General features: G+C 47.4%; 12 protein-coding genes. 10 read left to right on the top strand and 2 right to left on the bottom strand.

The annotated features are described in order from the left end of the window. Positions 1 to 256: 256 nt before the first annotated feature. From ACLI08_RS04715 to ACLI08_RS04705, 3 genes are all read left to right on the top strand, one after another. Positions 257 to 796, top strand: coding sequence for a hypothetical protein (locus ACLI08_RS04715; protein WP_411427303.1), 540 nt, complete (start codon positions 257 to 259; stop codon positions 794 to 796). Between the two features lie 348 nt (positions 797 to 1,144). Further along, positions 1,145 to 3,109: a hypothetical protein gene (locus ACLI08_RS04710; RefSeq protein WP_411427302.1), complete on the top strand. Its 1,965-nt coding sequence runs from the start codon at positions 1,145 to 1,147 to the stop codon at positions 3,107 to 3,109. 37 nt (positions 3,110 to 3,146) lie between these two features. After that, positions 3,147 to 5,939 (top strand): hypothetical protein, encoded by a 2,793-nt coding sequence (locus tag ACLI08_RS04705; RefSeq protein ID WP_411427301.1) that lies wholly within the window; start codon positions 3,147 to 3,149, stop codon positions 5,937 to 5,939. 39 nt (positions 5,940 to 5,978) lie between these two features. On the opposite strand, the gene ACLI08_RS04700 is transcribed toward ACLI08_RS04705, so the two are convergent. Further along, complete coding sequence (locus tag ACLI08_RS04700; protein ID WP_411427300.1) at positions 5,979 to 6,785, bottom strand: hypothetical protein; 807 nt, start codon at positions 6,783 to 6,785, stop codon at positions 5,979 to 5,981. Positions 6,786 to 7,118: 333 nt separating this feature from the next. On the opposite strand from ACLI08_RS04700, the gene ACLI08_RS04695 reads away from it, so the two are divergent. Together ACLI08_RS04695 and ACLI08_RS04690 are read left to right on the top strand one after the other, a co-directional pair. Continuing rightward, complete coding sequence (locus ACLI08_RS04695; protein ID WP_411427299.1) at positions 7,119 to 7,358, top strand: hypothetical protein; 240 nt, start codon at positions 7,119 to 7,121, stop codon at positions 7,356 to 7,358. A 2-nt stretch (positions 7,359 to 7,360) separates the two neighbouring features. After that, positions 7,361 to 7,606, top strand: a complete 246-nt coding sequence (locus ACLI08_RS04690; RefSeq protein ID WP_411427298.1) for a hypothetical protein — start codon at positions 7,361 to 7,363, stop codon at positions 7,604 to 7,606. Positions 7,607 to 8,120: 514 nt separating this feature from the next. On the opposite strand, the gene ACLI08_RS04685 is transcribed toward ACLI08_RS04690, so the two are convergent. After that, the gene (locus ACLI08_RS04685) at positions 8,121 to 8,537 is read right to left on the bottom strand and encodes a hypothetical protein (protein ID WP_411427297.1); all 417 of its coding nucleotides are present in this window, start codon (positions 8,535 to 8,537) and stop codon (positions 8,121 to 8,123) included. 531 nt (positions 8,538 to 9,068) lie between these two features. Between ACLI08_RS04685 and ACLI08_RS04680 the strand changes: the two genes are divergently transcribed. From ACLI08_RS04680 to ACLI08_RS04660, 5 genes are all read left to right on the top strand, one after another. Next, positions 9,069 to 9,530: a hypothetical protein gene (locus tag ACLI08_RS04680; RefSeq protein WP_411427296.1), complete on the top strand. Its 462-nt coding sequence runs from the start codon at positions 9,069 to 9,071 to the stop codon at positions 9,528 to 9,530. After that, the gene (locus ACLI08_RS04675; RefSeq protein ID WP_411427295.1) at positions 9,520 to 9,978 is read left to right on the top strand and encodes a hypothetical protein; all 459 of its coding nucleotides are present in this window, start codon (positions 9,520 to 9,522) and stop codon (positions 9,976 to 9,978) included. The genes ACLI08_RS04680 and ACLI08_RS04675 overlap by 11 nt, the downstream gene beginning before the upstream one ends. Continuing rightward, positions 9,975 to 11,129: a hypothetical protein gene (locus ACLI08_RS04670; protein WP_411427294.1), complete on the top strand. Its 1,155-nt coding sequence runs from the start codon at positions 9,975 to 9,977 to the stop codon at positions 11,127 to 11,129. The genes ACLI08_RS04675 and ACLI08_RS04670 overlap by 4 nt, the downstream gene beginning before the upstream one ends. A gap of 792 nt (positions 11,130 to 11,921) precedes the next feature. Then, complete coding sequence (locus ACLI08_RS04665) at positions 11,922 to 12,959, top strand: Clp protease ClpP (protein ID WP_411427293.1); 1,038 nt, start codon at positions 11,922 to 11,924, stop codon at positions 12,957 to 12,959. Beyond that, entirely contained in the window at positions 12,959 to 14,032 is a 1,074-nt protein-coding gene (locus ACLI08_RS04660; protein ID WP_411427292.1) for a hypothetical protein, read from the top strand. The genes ACLI08_RS04665 and ACLI08_RS04660 overlap by 1 nt, the downstream gene beginning before the upstream one ends. Positions 14,033 to 14,912: the final 880 nt, after the last annotated feature.

Below are 14,912 nucleotides of genomic sequence, written 5' to 3'. Positions count from 1 at the left end.
TACTCTTATCCATCATCGGACATACGACATCCAGCCTCCGCGATCTCTTTACATTCCGAAGGAATGCTTTGCGTGCTTACCCCAGAACAAAAACTTTGGGAATCTCTGCGTTTGCTTTGAGAATCTTCGGGCTACAACACCTCAAAGAAACTCCGTGCGTCTCTGTGCCTTCTCCTTGCACCTCTGTGTTACAAATCCCTCGCAAAGATGCCTAATCTTTCATTGCTTCAATCTTTAAATTTTTCAATTTAAAAACATGAAAAACATCCGCATAAAATACTACGCACGCCTGCCCGATACCACCCTGTACGATGCCTGGCTGGAAACGCTCCCGCCCAAAAACACCTTTGCCGGCAAAACCCTGAACCTGCAGCAAATGCCTTATGCCAATGTAAAGTACTGCATCCGCCTGCTGGGTAAACTAAACAGTTGGCCACAAGTGCAGGAGCTCTTTAGCGTGTGCTTTGGCGTAACCCAAAGGCAGTTTTACAACGTTCGGGTGGCGGAGTACTTTGCCGCGCGCAAGTTTTTGATTTCAGAGTTTAAATGTCTCATAGCCACCGAAACCAAGCTGCTGCACACCCTGAGCACCGACAGCCACCTGTGGCACATGGCGGGTGCCGATAAGCTAAACGTTTTTAGCGATACCCTGCCCCTGATTCAGCTGGGTAAAACCTTTGGGCAATACCCTTACGATTTGGGCAGAAAACCCTACGGCGAAATCTTTAGCCTGCTGGCACAGATAAAAGCCCAAAACGAAGTGGAAGCAGCGTATGCAAAGCTGACAAGAAAATAGTTTACAGTCGCAGTCACAGTTTTCAGTTGCTTACTCCGAACTGAGACTGAGACTGAAAACTAATGAGATGGCCGCTCTCCGTACCTCCGCTCGCCATGACAGAACGGTGGATGGTTGGTGGTTTGTGGTTTGCTGCGCCAGTTCGGCTTACGCCTCGTGCAAAGTTACTCACTCATATCCATCATCGGACTTCGGACATCCGACATCCGACCTGAAAACTGAGACTGAAAACCGTACACCCACCCCGCCCTGCGGGCACCCCTCCGCAGGAGGGGAATGCTTACTCATACCCTTCATCGGACCTCCGACCTCCGACAAAAAATATTTCTGCTAAAACCCTAAAAACATTTGTCTTTAATCCTCTACATAAACGGTTCGGTGGCTGATTTGTCGCCCAATACCGTAATAGCACAAACCCGGCAGGTAAACGACCTTAACAGCTTAGACGACCGCCAGGCAAGTTATACCAACAAGTTTAGCCTGCCCAAAACCGCTAACAACGTGCGGATAATGAACTACCTTACCCTTACCGGAAACACCAGCAACATACCTTATCAAAAAAACGAATGCAGCCTGTACAGCACTACAGGCGAATGCTTTGTATTCAACGGCTGGGCGGTGGTTACCGATGGTGGCGACAGCTACGACGTGGTTATTTACGATGGTATTATAGACCTGTACAAGGCCGTGGAAAACAAAAACCTTTCGGCACTGGGGCTAGACGATCTTACCCATAAAAAAACCTTTGCCGCCATAAAAGACTCCTGGGATACCAGCCTTGAAAACACCAACAAATACGCCTACATACTGGCCGACTATAATGGCGATAATACCGTAGCAAATCCGCCCGCAACGGGGCTAAGTGTAAATTTTGACTACCTGGTGCCGGCCGTTAAGGTAAGCTACCTTTGGGAGAAAATATTTGGCACTTACGGCTTTAGCTGGTCGGGCAGCGTGTTTAATTCGGATGACTTTAAAAACCTGTGGCTCACGTTTCCGAAAGGGGTACCAAACCTTTCTGACCAAAACCCTGTGTTGTTTGATGCGCCTCACGGCTGGTTTGTGCAGGGTCCTAACACCGTGCCACACCGCTGGCTGGGCGCGTTTGCCGATACCCGCACAGACCCGGACCCTGACCCGAATGATATTATAAACGCCAGCAGCCCCAGCTACATAAAAATTAACCAGGCAGGGCGCTACTACATAGAAATCTCGGCTACGGTAAATGCCTCTCAGGGCAGCGACTTTTACCACTCACCGGTTTCGGCTACTAATGTGTTCCTGGCTTTAAATGTACAAAACCAACCGGTACAAAATATACCGTACGGTATAAGCCTTAACCCGAAACCAAATGTCCCAAACGCATTTATCTTTGCCCAGGAAATGGATTTGCCGGCAGGCACCACGCTTACAGTGGTATTTGGCGCGCCAAATTATTCGCAAAACGCGTATTACATAAACAATAACAACAGTATAGTTACGCTAAAAATTACCAAGAGAGATCCGTCTCAGATCGACTTTTCGCAGGCGTTTGCTGATTTTTCCATCCGCGATTTCCTTACCGAGATTGTGCAGCGCTTTGGGCTTACCATGTACAAGCGCAGGTATGAAAACCATTACGAATTTCTTACCCTGCACGAGCTGCTGGAAACCGGTACCGTGGCAGACTGGAGCAGCAAGTTTGTAAAAAAACTTCAGGAAGAGTATGTAACCGGCAATTATGCCCAGCAAAACTGGTTTAGGTATGCGTATAACGACAAAGAGCAATCGCATAACGATGGCTACCTTACCGTACTGAATGCCAACCTTAACGATAGCACCGATTTATTTAAATCAAGGATATACAGCCCCGAAAAACAAACCGTAACCTACCTGGGGCGCACTACTAACGTGTACAAACTGTGGGATAAAGAGATTAAAGAAAACCCGGCAGAGGGCGAAGCTCCTATTAAATACAAGCCGCTGGATAAGCGCTATTACCTTATGCGTGCCGAGCGAAAAAACACGTCGGTTTTTGTAAAAAGTAACGCTAACCCGCAGCAAAACGGCACCTGTACAAGCTACCTTACCGAAGATTATACGGGGCTTCCGTTTAGCCAGATTTTGCAAACCTACTATGCACCGCTGCAACGCATACTGGAAAAAACTATTGTGGTAAGCGCGCAACTTTGGCTGTCTGAAGCCGATGTGGCTAATTTCGATTTTAAAAAGAAATACTATATAGCCCAGCTGGGAGGCAATTTTGTTATGAATAAGATAACCAACTACGTACCCGGAAAACCCACAACCTGCGAGATGGTACGGGTAGCCTGAGTTTTAGCTTGCGCCAATATTTGCCAATACCCTGACCATGAGCAGTAAACAAGAAATTTTATTAAAAGTAAGTGCCGATGCACGGGAAGCTAACGAAAACCTTAAGCAAAGCCAGGCCGCCGTAAAGGAACTGAAAGACCGAATGGCAGAGTTAAAGGACGAAAATAAAAAAAATACCGATGAGTATAAAAATCTAAAAGCCGAATTAAAAGAGCAAAAAGAAGCCGTATCAGACTACAAAAAAGAGCTGGATAACCTGGAAGATGCCCACAAAAAAAGCATCAATACTAATAAGGAGTTGGAAAAAACGCTGAACGACAACCTTAATTCGCAGCGCAGTTACCAAAACCAAAACGAAGACCTGATACGCATTCGCGAAAAGCTTCGGGCTACAGACGATAACTACCTTGACAACCTGGAGCGCATACGCGCACAGATAGAACAAAACAACGAAAAAATAGCCGAGGCTAACGAGCTGCAAACTAATGGTACGCTTACCATGGGCTACTACAAAGACAAGGTAACCGAAGCCTTTGATAGCATTAACGTATTTAACGGCGGCATCAGTGGTTTTATAAGTCGTGCCCAGGCGGCAGGGGGCGTGGGTAATTTGCTCTCTGATTCTTTTTCGTTAATGAAAACCGGTATAGCGGGTGTAGGCAAGGCCATAGCCGCTAATCCCCTGGGGATTTTGCTGAGCGTGCTGGGCCCGCTAATACAAAAACTTATGAGTTTTCCGCCCGTAACCCAGGCAGTAGAAAAGGCCATGGCAGCACTGGGCCCGGTAATAGATATTGTAACCATGCCCATGCAGCTGCTGGCAAAAGGCATTGCGTGGGTTATAGAAGGCTTTGCTGATTTTGTAGGCTCCAGCACCGAAGCAGGCCGCGCCGCACAACAATTGGCTAAAGACAAAGAGGCGCTTAAAAATAGCGAAGAAAAGTTAAGTGCTGCCATGAGCGTTCAGGAAGAACGCAACCTAAAGGCAAAACAAAGCATAGATGAGTTAATGAAGGTGGCTAAAGACCAAACCAAAACAGAACAGGAACGCCTTAAAGCCCTTGACGACGCCCATAAACTAGAAACGGCAAACCTGCAGGAGCGTAAAAAACTAAGCCAGGACGCATACAATAATGCGGTAACCAGTGCCGCACTGGGCAAAGGCCTCAGCAAAACAGAGTTAGACCAACTGCAAGCCCAAGGTGCTGCCTACGCTGAGAAAATGATGAAGGTAAAAAAGTTTACCCAGGAGGAAATAGACGCCCTTAAAAAGGCTAACATAGATCGCCTGAATATAAGCGGCGAAGAAAAAAAGATACTGGCGTCGTACGAGGAAGACCGCGCTAAAATAGCACAAGATGCCGCCGCAAAGCGCAAAGCCGACGAAGAACAGCAAAAACAAGCCGCGGAAGCGCGTAAACAAAGGGCTGCAAAAGCCGCCAGGGATGCCATAGACCTGCAAAAGCTGGAACTGGATATGTATGTGGAAAGCAAAAACGCCAAAGCACATACCATGAAGGAGGAGTTGGAAATAGCCGAGGAAGTGCACCGCCGCAAGCTGAAGATAATAAACGCTGAATTTGCCGCTTCAGATAAATCCGCTAAGGCTAAGGCAGAGCGGGATAAGGCAAGTATAGAAGAAAACAACAAACTGCTGAGAAAAAAGGCAGAAACTGCCGCCAGCTATGCCGAAAAGGAACTTAAAGCGTATATATCGGCAAACGAAAAAAGCCTTATTTCTGTTGATAAAATTAATGACGAACTCATAAAAAAAGAAGGAGAACGCATAGCGGCGCTCGAGGCTAAAGAACTGGCGTACCTGGATCAGCGCAGTGAGAATGAGCTTATAAACAGTGAAGATCTGGAAAAAGCCAAGACGGCTATTAAGCAAAAATATAATACCGAACGCGAAAACATACAAAAAACTATAGACGCTAATGCTAAAGCTGATGACGACGACAAAAAAAAGAAATTAGCAGAAGAAAAAGCGATAGAATTAGAAATTAAACGTGCCAATGCCCAATCAGAATTTGAGTTGCAGCGTATGGATGAAGATGCGCGGTTCGACCAGGCTAAAAAAGCGCTTGACAAAAGACTGGAAGAAGAAAAGCTAACTAAAGAACAACATAACGCTTTGCTAGAGGCTGAGAAAAAAAAACATGAAGATAACCTTAAAAAAATAGACCAGGCCGTTTTTGATAATAAGATGTCGCTTACCAGCCAGTCTTTAAGTGCAGTAGCCGAACTTTTGGGTAAAAATACCGCCGCCGGTAAAGCTGCCGCAATAGCACAAACCACCATAGACACCTACCTTGCTGCACAAAAGGCGTATACCTCTCAGCTAATACCCGGCGACCCTACATCGCCCATTCGTGGTGCCATAGTGGCTGCAGCTGCGGTAGCCAGCGGACTGGCTAACGTTAAAAAGATAACCTCAACAAAAACTCCTAAAGCCGAAAAAGGTGCCCTGTTTAGCATAGGCGGAAAACGCCACAGCCAGGGAGGCACGCTGTTTACAGGCGAAGACGGTACCCGCTTTGAAGCCGAACAGGGAGAAATCATTGGGGTAATGAACCGCAATGCGGCACGCCACTTTATGGCGTTTAACAACACGTTTCCGGCAGGGGGCGGTGGCAGCACGGGTGGCAATTACTTTGCACAGGGCGGCATAGTATCTCGGGAGGTGGCGCAGCAGGCCGTAAACCTTGATGAGCTGGCGGCCAAAATAGCGCAGGCTAATGCCGCCATACCGGCTCCGGTAGTTACCGTGCAGGATATTGTTACCCAAAGCAGCAGCTACGTTAAGGTACGGCAGGCGGCTAATTTTTAAATAAAAAAACTGCCGCTGTAATGGCGGCAGTTTATACTGTTATTTCTTTATAGTCTTTTTTTCGCTACACTCTATAATGCCGTTAAGCTTTGTACCGTTAAAATCCAGTGAAGCAGTATCTACTTTAATGGTCTTTATTTTGTTTTTTCTTACGGCTGCAAGGTTTTTGCCATACAATAAAAACGAAAACGAGTATTTAAAGGAGTTGGCAGAGTGTACCTTAACTTCTACATAAGCATTTACTACAAGTGGCGCACCATTTTGTAACACAAGCGTTACCTTTTCTGGTGCTTTACCTCCTGTTTTAGAAAACATGTTACAGACTAAAGAGTACTCTACTTCATTGTCCCCAGTTTGTTTTAACAAATGACAGCCGGGTTGTATGTAAAGACCGGTATCTAAAGATTGACCGGGCGCATTTATATAATCACAGTAAAAATCTGCAGGCAGTTTAAGCCCGCCTGTTACCTTTAAAGGATACTCATAATCGCCACCAGAACGGTAGCGGTAATATAAGATGTTATTTTCTTTGTCGCGTAAAATTACCCGGGCTACAACCTGGTCTTCAACTTCTTTCTGCTCATCTACATCTATTACCTGAAATACCCTGCCCAGTAACGCCTCTCTTTTAGAACGGCTCTTAAAATCGGCTACCGGCATGTAGTGCTCCTGCATATCACGATCTGTATAAAATTCGATGAAGTACCCGTAAGTGCCCGAGACTTTATTGTCTACAACAGTAACCTCAGTATCTTTTAGCAGGGCCGGGCGGATAAACGGAAAACTTTCCTGTGCCTGTACAAGCGAAAGCAACATAAGGGTAAAAAGTACATAGATTTTTTTCATGATAATGGATTAGGTAATTGGTTTATGTAATTCTGAAATGGATTGAAAAATTGGTTTGGTTAAAATGATTTGGTTTTACGGGACAAATATAATCGATTTTATTAAACCACAAAGAAAAACATAGATTATTTTCTTAGCTAAAATTTAAATACATCAAAAAAAACGCTAAACAAAAAAGCCCCCCGTCATTGCAGCACAGGGAGCTTTTAGCATATAAATGGTGGAAAGAGAAGCGTTTTTGTAGGTATCAGTATTTTTGCACAACGCTGCTACGGGTACAAATATAAGAGGTTTTTGTTTCCAAACAATATTTTATGAAGAATATTTTCTTATATGATTAAAAAAATTCTTTCGGGCTGGAAAAACTTCCTCAGTAAAAGCGAAGTAACCGAAGAAACCGCCCGCAGCCGGGCTGCCATTTGTGCCGCCTGCCCTAACCTAAAGCACGGCAAGCTCCTGGCGTTTGTTACAGACCGCCTTACCGAAATAGAAGGCACGTACTGCCACCTGTGTAAGTGCCCGCTGAGTGCCAAGGTGCGCAGCAATGATATTTGTCCTGAAAAAAAATGGTAATAATGACCCGCTACCAAAGCATTACCGCCCTGGGCGATACGTTTTTACAACTGATGTCGCAGGGGTTTATCCCCACGCATATACTGGACTGGAAAGTGTACTACGAAGCCTACCTTACCGAAGCCGAAATCCTTAAAAAACAATACGGCCGAACCAAAAAAACCCGCGCCGCCGGTAACGTAGCCGATACCTATAAAATTAGCGAACGCTGTATGTTTAGCATTATAGCGTTTATGGAAGGGAGGTGAGTTTCTTTGGTTTAAGGTTTAAGGTTTAAAGTTTAAGGTTTAAAGTTTAAGGTTTAAAGTTTAAGGTTGCTTACTCTGACCTGAAAACTGAGACTGAAAACTGAGACTGAAAACTGAGACTGAAAACTGAAAACTTAAACTATTAATTACCACATTCCGAAGGAATGCTTTGCGAACTTTATCAAGAAGAAAAACTTTGTGAATCTCTGCGCTTGCTTTGAGAATCTTTGGGCTATAACCCTTTTAAACTTCGTGAAAAACTTGGTGCGCTTTGTGGTAAAAAATTACAACCAAAGATGGCCGCGCTCCGTACCTCCGCTCGCCATGACAGGCGTATCGGGAGACTGAAAACTGAGACTGAAAACTGAGACTACCCACTCCCCCATTCCGAAGGAATGCTTTGCGAACTTTATCAAGAAGAAAAACTTTGTGAATCTCTGCGCTTGCTTTGTGTATCTCTGTGTTACTAATCAACGGAGTGAGCAACTTGAAACTTTAAACTTGAAACCTAAAATTAAAGATAAAAAACCTCATCACCCAAAAACAGCACCGGCTTACCCTCATGGTAGCCGCTGCTCCATTTTGTAGCGGTAACATTTGTTTTTAGCGCGGTGGCGTTCCATGTGTCAAAATCCAGAAACAGCAGCGTACTACCCTGGCCATTAACCGGGGTAAGCTGTTGCAGGTAAATCCCGTTATCTGAAATATGCAGCCAATCGGCAAAGGTAGCGCGCTCCAGCTGCGGCACATCGGGGAATGCTTTTAAGAAAATCGTTTCGCTTTCGGTACCCGGCACCCCGCCCGCCCATCGGCTGGAAAGGCTCACTCCGTTACCGTTAAAAAACACACCCCACTCGTTTAGCGCAGGCAGGTGACTAAGGTCTACCGCAGGCTTAGGCGTTTCTTTTTTCTTTTTAAACCACGAAAACATACTATTTCAGATTTTTTTGATTTCAGATTTCAGATGGAATCCGGAATACAAATTTAGTAAAAGTTGCCCGGGTTTTGTTGGCAGTTTTCAGGTCGGAAGTCCGAGGTCGGAGGTCGGAGGTCGGAGGTCCGATGTCCGATGATGGGTACGAGTAAGCATTCCCCTCCTCCGGAGGGGTGCCCGCAGGGCGGGGTGGGTTTTCAGTCGCAGTGGCAAGCCTGAGTAAACCTTAAACAAAAAAACTAATGAGATGGCCGCGCTCCGTACATCCGCTCGCCATGACGAAACGGTTTATGGTTTGCGGTTTGCTGCGCCAGTTCGGCTTACGCCTCGTGCAAAGTTGCTTACCCATACCTGAAAACTGCAACTGAGACTGACCACTCGCCCATTCCGAAGGAATGCTTTGCGGACTCATACCGATAAAAAACTTCGGGAATCTCTGTGCTTACTCTGTGTATCTCTGTGTTACTAATCAACCGAGTAAGAAACTTTAAACCTTAAACAAAAATAAAAACCAAAAAATAAAAAAACATGACCGACATTGTACGCATACTCCATTCCGTGGCCGATGCCCACGCACTGGAATACCATTATGGAAAAAAAGCAGCCCTTAACCTGCTCGACGGCACTGCCGCACAAGACACCGGCAAGGTGTACCTGCTTCACGAATTTACCAACCGCAAAAGCCAGTACAACATCAGCGGCACCCGTATAGAAAACACCCTGTACGAAGGGAAATTCTTTTTGGTAAAACACGCCGACTACACCCTGCCTTTTTATGCCGAAACAGGCAACCCCACCGAAACCGGAAAATATGCCACCGGCATTGCACCGCTGCTGCAGCTTTTTGCCCTGCTAGGTAACGACCTCGCCTGCCACGGGCTTACCGTAACCCAGTGGGAAAACATAGACGTAACCGATGCGCTCGATGCCAATATGGATGGCCTGCTGTGCTCTTACACCATAACCGTACCCCAGGCCTATGGAAACTAACGTACAGGAAATTTTCAGGGCCGAGATGGAACAGCTGCGGCAGGAGGTTATAGCCCAGTACCGCAGCAGTGGCAGGGCAGCATCCGGGCACTGGGCCGAAACGGTACAGGTGCAGCAACTTCCAAACGGTTTTACGCTCGTAGCCGATGGTTACATAAACGGACGCGGCCCCGGCAAGGCACCACCCAGCGCAGCCATAGAACAATGGATTACCCAAAAAGGCATAGCAGCCCGGCTGGGTAAAGAAATTTCGGTAAGCAGCCTGGCGTTTCTCATTGCCCGAAAAATAGCACGTATGGGTTGGCACCCCCCTGCCGGGCAGGAAGACTTTATAGCCCGGGTGGTAAGCCCGGCGCGCATTCAGCAAATAATGGATAAGGTGGCACCGGTGTATCTGGATACTTTGGCCCAACAATTTTTTGATTCCCTAAAAACAGAACTTACATGATACAGTTTACACAAATGCAACCCGAAACCGCCCTGCGCATGGCGTATAATAATGATGTACTGGGCTTTTACAGCACTACCATAACCGCACCCGCCTATGCCGAGGTTACCCTGGGCACGCTGCAACCCATACGCCTGTACCCCAGCCCCGGCGGCACGTTTTACTGCAATCTTTCGCCTTATGTAACGGCACTTATCAATACAAAAAACTTTGCCGACACCACGGTAACCGACCTGAGCGTGGCAGACCACCAGTCGTTTGTGTACCCGGCTTCAGATGGGCGGCTGCTTACCGCCAGCCTTACCATAAACGTAGTACCGGCAGCATCGGGCAACAACACCCCTGTAATTACAGATACCGTAACCAAAAACCTGGTGTGGCTGGCGGCAGTGCAGCAGCATACGGATTATCGCCCGGTTAGCGTAACCGATTTTCAGGTGCTTACCCCGGCCCGGCCCAATGCGGCTAACCAATGGTACGTAAAGTATTGGGAAGGCTACCCGTTTGACGTGTGCCTGTACAACACCACGCCTGCCCTTACGCTTAAAAACATGGCCAACCTGCAGCACGAATCTTTTACCATGAACGGGGCATGCAGCAGGCTGTTTATTTCAGACGGGCGGACGGATGTTACCCTGGAGGATTTTATAGCGCTGGTACCGGGGAGCAATCCGCTGCTTGTTTCGCGCCAGGATGATGCCGATGTGTACACCCTTACCGTAGACAAGGCGCCGCATTGCTCCGGGGTGTACCTTAAATGGCTTAACAACCAAGGCGGCTACAGCTACTGGCTTTTTGAAAACACCTACGCCACAGACCGCAGCGTAAAAGACCTGGGCGAACTGGACGCTGATTTCAACAACCTTGCCGATAGCTTTGGGCGTACTACGCAAATAGGCCGCAAGTCACAAGACACACTAAAGCTGGTAGCCGAACTGCTTACCCCGCCGCAGCGAAACATAGTGCAAAACCTACTGGAAAGCCCTAAGGTATTCCTGTTTACCGGCACACCGTTTGGCCGCAGCAACTACCACAACTGGGTAGAGGTTTCGGTAAAAACCAATTCGGCGCGTATAAAAAACCCTCGCCAGGAGCTTACTAACTTTGCCATAGACATAGACCTGCCCGAACGCTATACGCTGAGTTTATAGCTTTTCGTTTAAAGTTTAAGGTTTAAAGTTTAAGGTTGGCTTACTCATGCGGTGAGGTCGGAAGTCCGAGGTCCGAGGTTGGATGAAGGTACACGAGTTAGCATTCCCCTCGCTCGGCGGGGTAGCTCAAAGCCGGGGTGGGAAATGTAGTTTGCAGTTTACACCTGTCATGGCGAGGCACGAAGCCATCTTTATTTGCCACGAAAAAACCCATTAGTACAAAACCTGAAACAAAAAACTTATGAGATGGCCACGCTCCGTACCTCCGCTCGCCATGACAGACGTGATTGGGGAGCAATGCCACATTCCGAAGGAATGCTCCGTGAACTCTCAAAGCAATGTAAAAATAAAACCTCTGAGAGTCTCTGCGCTTGCTCTGTGTATCTCTGTGTTAATAAACCTTTTAAAACTTCGTGAAAAAACTTGGTGCGCTTTGTGGTGAAATAGATGGCCACGCTCCGTACCTCCGCTCGCCATGACAGGCGTGATTGGGGAGCAATACTACATTCCGCAGAAATGCTCTGTGAGCTCTAAGGGCAATGAAACAGTAAAACCTCTGAGAATCTCTGGGCTTACTCTGTGTATCTCTGTGTGACTAAACAACTGAGTAGAAAACCTGAAAGTTTACTGCACAACTCCCTTCAGTACTTTGCCCCGAAACCCGCCGTAACTTTGCAAAAGAATTTCAGTACTGAAGAAGAATCGAATTTTAAGTATTAAGTATCAAGAATTAAGTATTAAGATTTTGTAGGTACGAGTAAGCCAACTTTAGACTTTAAACCAAACCAAAAAATGACCGGAAACATTTACATCTCGGGCCAGATAGGCACTTTTGACGGTACCCCCGGCGTAACCCTGGCCGATGTGGTAGCCCAGGTAAAAAAACAACCCACCGCCACTGCCTTTAACGTACACATAAACAGCGAAGGCGGACTGGTAGACGTAGGGTTTGATATTTACCACTACCTGCGTGCCCTGCGCAAGCCGCTTACCACCATAGGCAGCGGCATAGTAGCCAGCATAGCCACCGTGATTTTTATGGCAGGCAGCAAACGCCAACTGCGCGAAAACACCCCGTTTATGATTCACCTGCCTTGGGGAGGCAGCATGGGCACCGCCGACGAAATAGAGCAGTTTGCCGCCCAGCTACGGCAGGTAGAACAAAAAATGGTAGGCTTTTATACCAAAGCCCTCAGCGTACAAAAGGAAGCCATACTGCCCCTGCTGAAAAACGAAACCTGGCTTAGCGCGGCACAGCTCAGCGCACTGGGGTTTACCACCTCAACCCAACCCATAAAGGCGGTAGCCAAAGCATATTTGAATACTAATAAACCCATGAGAGGAACTTTTAGCGAAAAAGACAGGCACTGGATGGAGAGCCTGTTTACCAGGGTACTGGGCAAGTTTAACCAGCCCCAAATTTTTAACAAGCTGGTACAGGATGCCACCGGTGCCGAAATTGATTTTACAGACCTTGCCGATGCCGATGTGGTAGAAATAGGCGCCACCGCCACCGTAGACGGCGCTCCTGCCGAGGGCGAATACCTGCTGCCCGATGGCACTACCTACGTGTTTACAGCAGGCGAACTTACCGAGATTATAGAACCCGAAGCAGACCCCGCAGCGGCTCCGGCAGCGGCATCGTTACGGGCGCAGAACAAAGCCCTGAAACGCCAGCTTGCGCAAATTAAAACCGAGGTAATGGCACTAAAACGCCAGGTGGGCAGCCGCTACAGCATAGACGGCCAAAGGGCTACCGTACGTAAGCCGGCACAGGCCGACCGCGCCACAGGCATCCGCGAATATTTGCAGTCAAAAAAAAGTAAGTAATGCCTCTTATTAAACGCAGAAACGACCAGGAATTTACGCTTAACCCCCGCGAAATAGATGCGGTAAGCGAAGTAATTTTTGAGCGTGTATTTAACAATTCGGATATTGCCGAGTTTCACGAAATAGAAACCGGTATAGATACCGATACGCAAATTGCCTTTGCAAACAAACTGGGGCTATTGGGTAAAAAAGCATCGGGTTGTGGCCCTACCCCTACCGATACTACCTTTAACCTAACCGAGAAATTCTGGACCCCCGTGCTGGAGGAATTCCGCCTTACACACTGCCAGGGACAAATGGAATCGCTTATGAAGGTGTTTCGCAAAGCCAAGCGCATTAACCCCGACTTTTTCGACCTTGTGGGCAGCCAGGAACTGGGTGTTATCATAGCCGTGGTAGAAGAAGCGCTTAAGGAAAACATTCATACCAAAGTGTGGTTTGATGTAGCCGGCGTTACCGCACAGACTGCTAACGCCAACCATCTGTACAACGTACCCGATATTGCCGTACTGAACTCGTTTGACGGTTTGTTTAAACAAATTTTTACCGAGGTAGATGCCGATGCTCCTAACCGTGTGGCTATTTCGGCGAACAGCCAGTCGAGCTACGCTGCGCAGGCATTGGCCCCAGATGCGGCACTGGATATTCTGGAAAAAATGGTAACCAAAGCCGACGACAGGCTGCTATCTGCAGATGATGCCTTTATACTGGTTACCCGCTCTATAGCCGAAAACTACCGCGCTACACTACGCGAAAAAAACCTTGGGTCGGGTTATCTGGAAGTGGTGGAAGAAGGCAGGCCAAAACTGTATTTTGATGGTATTGAAATCAAGGTGCGCTACGACTGGGACCGTTTTATTAAAGATTACCAAAACGATGGCACCAAGTACTACCTGCCCCACCGTGCGGTGTTTACCACCAAGAGCAACATTCCGGTAGGTACGCTAAATGCCGAAGACCTTGCCAAACTCGATGTGTTTTACGACCGCGTAAACAAACAAAATATTATTGACGCCGCCTATACCCTTGATGCCAAGCACCTGGAACCGTACATGACGGTGGCAGCGTATTAATTTTAGTTTCAAGTTTCAGGTTTAAAGTTTGCTGTGCCAGTTCGGCTTACGCCTCGTGCAAAGTTGCTTACTCGGGTGTGGTACTCTGTAAACTGAGACTGAGATTGAGACAGGAAACTGAGACTGAAAACTGAGACTGGGACTACGACCGAAAACCAAGACTGAGTGAGCATTCCCCTCCCTCGGAGGGGTGGCTGAAAGCCGGGGTGGGAAATACACCTTGTAGTTCAGTTTTACAGATACCCACCCCGCCCTGCGGGCACCCCTCCGCAGGAGGGGAAACCACTCGGGCGCAACACTCAGCGGTCTTTATACATTCCGGAGGAATGCTTTGTGGACTCTAAAGGCAGTGAACTTTGTGAAGCCCTTAGTGAGCTTTGTGGTAAAACATTAGAATATCTCTGTGTTACTAAACAACTGAGTAAGGACTGAGACTGAAACTGCAACTAAAAAAGATGGCCGCGCTCCGTATCTCCGCTCGCCATGACAGGCGCAAGGAAAAACTGGGATTGGAAATTGCGACTAACCCCTCTGCGTGCTTCCCCATTCCGCAGGAATGCTTTGTGAGCTTTATCAAGAGAAAAAACCTTTGAGAATCTCTGCGCTTTCTCTGTGCTCCTTTGGGTTACTAAACAACTGAGTAAGCACTGAAAACTACGACCGAAAACCAAGACTGAGTGAGCATTCCCCTCCCTCGGAGGGGTGGCTGAAAGCCGGGGTGGGAAATCCACTTTGTCGTTCAGTTTTACAGATACCCACCCCGCCCTGCGGGCACCCCTCCACAGGAGGGGAAACTACTCAAATCCTTCATCGGACCTCCGACCTCCGACATCGGACTTCCGACTTCCAACCAAAAAAAGATTTGACTTTTTTAAACAAA

The sequence above is a fragment of the Flavobacterium sp. RNTU_13 genome (assembly GCF_046614455.1).
Taxonomy (GTDB): domain Bacteria; phylum Bacteroidota; class Bacteroidia; order Flavobacteriales; family Flavobacteriaceae; genus Flavobacterium.
The sequence above is the reverse complement of the archived record's forward strand: the minus strand, read 5'-3'. Positions and strand labels throughout refer to the sequence as shown.

Bases quoted from the DNA above. Each gene is read 5' to 3' on its own strand.
- ACLI08_RS04695 (WP_411427299.1), top strand. From the start codon at position 7,119: ATGATTAAAAAAATTCTTTCGGGCTGGAAAAACTTCCTCAGTAAAAGC.
- ACLI08_RS04660 (WP_411427292.1), top strand. From the start codon at position 12,959: ATGCCTCTTATTAAACGCAGAAACGACCAGGAATTTACGCTTAACCCC.
- ACLI08_RS04700 (WP_411427300.1), bottom strand. From the start codon at position 6,785: ATGAAAAAAATCTATGTACTTTTTACCCTTATGTTGCTTTCGCTTGTA.
- ACLI08_RS04705 (WP_411427301.1), top strand. From the start codon at position 3,147: ATGAGCAGTAAACAAGAAATTTTATTAAAAGTAAGTGCCGATGCACGG.
- ACLI08_RS04680 (WP_411427296.1), top strand. From the start codon at position 9,069: ATGACCGACATTGTACGCATACTCCATTCCGTGGCCGATGCCCACGCA.
- ACLI08_RS04685 (WP_411427297.1), bottom strand. From the start codon at position 8,537: ATGTTTTCGTGGTTTAAAAAGAAAAAAGAAACGCCTAAGCCTGCGGTA.
- ACLI08_RS04715 (WP_411427303.1), top strand. From the start codon at position 257: ATGAAAAACATCCGCATAAAATACTACGCACGCCTGCCCGATACCACC.
- ACLI08_RS04675 (WP_411427295.1), top strand. From the start codon at position 9,520: ATGGAAACTAACGTACAGGAAATTTTCAGGGCCGAGATGGAACAGCTG.
- ACLI08_RS04670 (WP_411427294.1), top strand. From the start codon at position 9,975: ATGATACAGTTTACACAAATGCAACCCGAAACCGCCCTGCGCATGGCG.
- ACLI08_RS04665 (WP_411427293.1), top strand. From the start codon at position 11,922: ATGACCGGAAACATTTACATCTCGGGCCAGATAGGCACTTTTGACGGT.
- ACLI08_RS04690 (WP_411427298.1), top strand. From the start codon at position 7,361: ATGACCCGCTACCAAAGCATTACCGCCCTGGGCGATACGTTTTTACAA.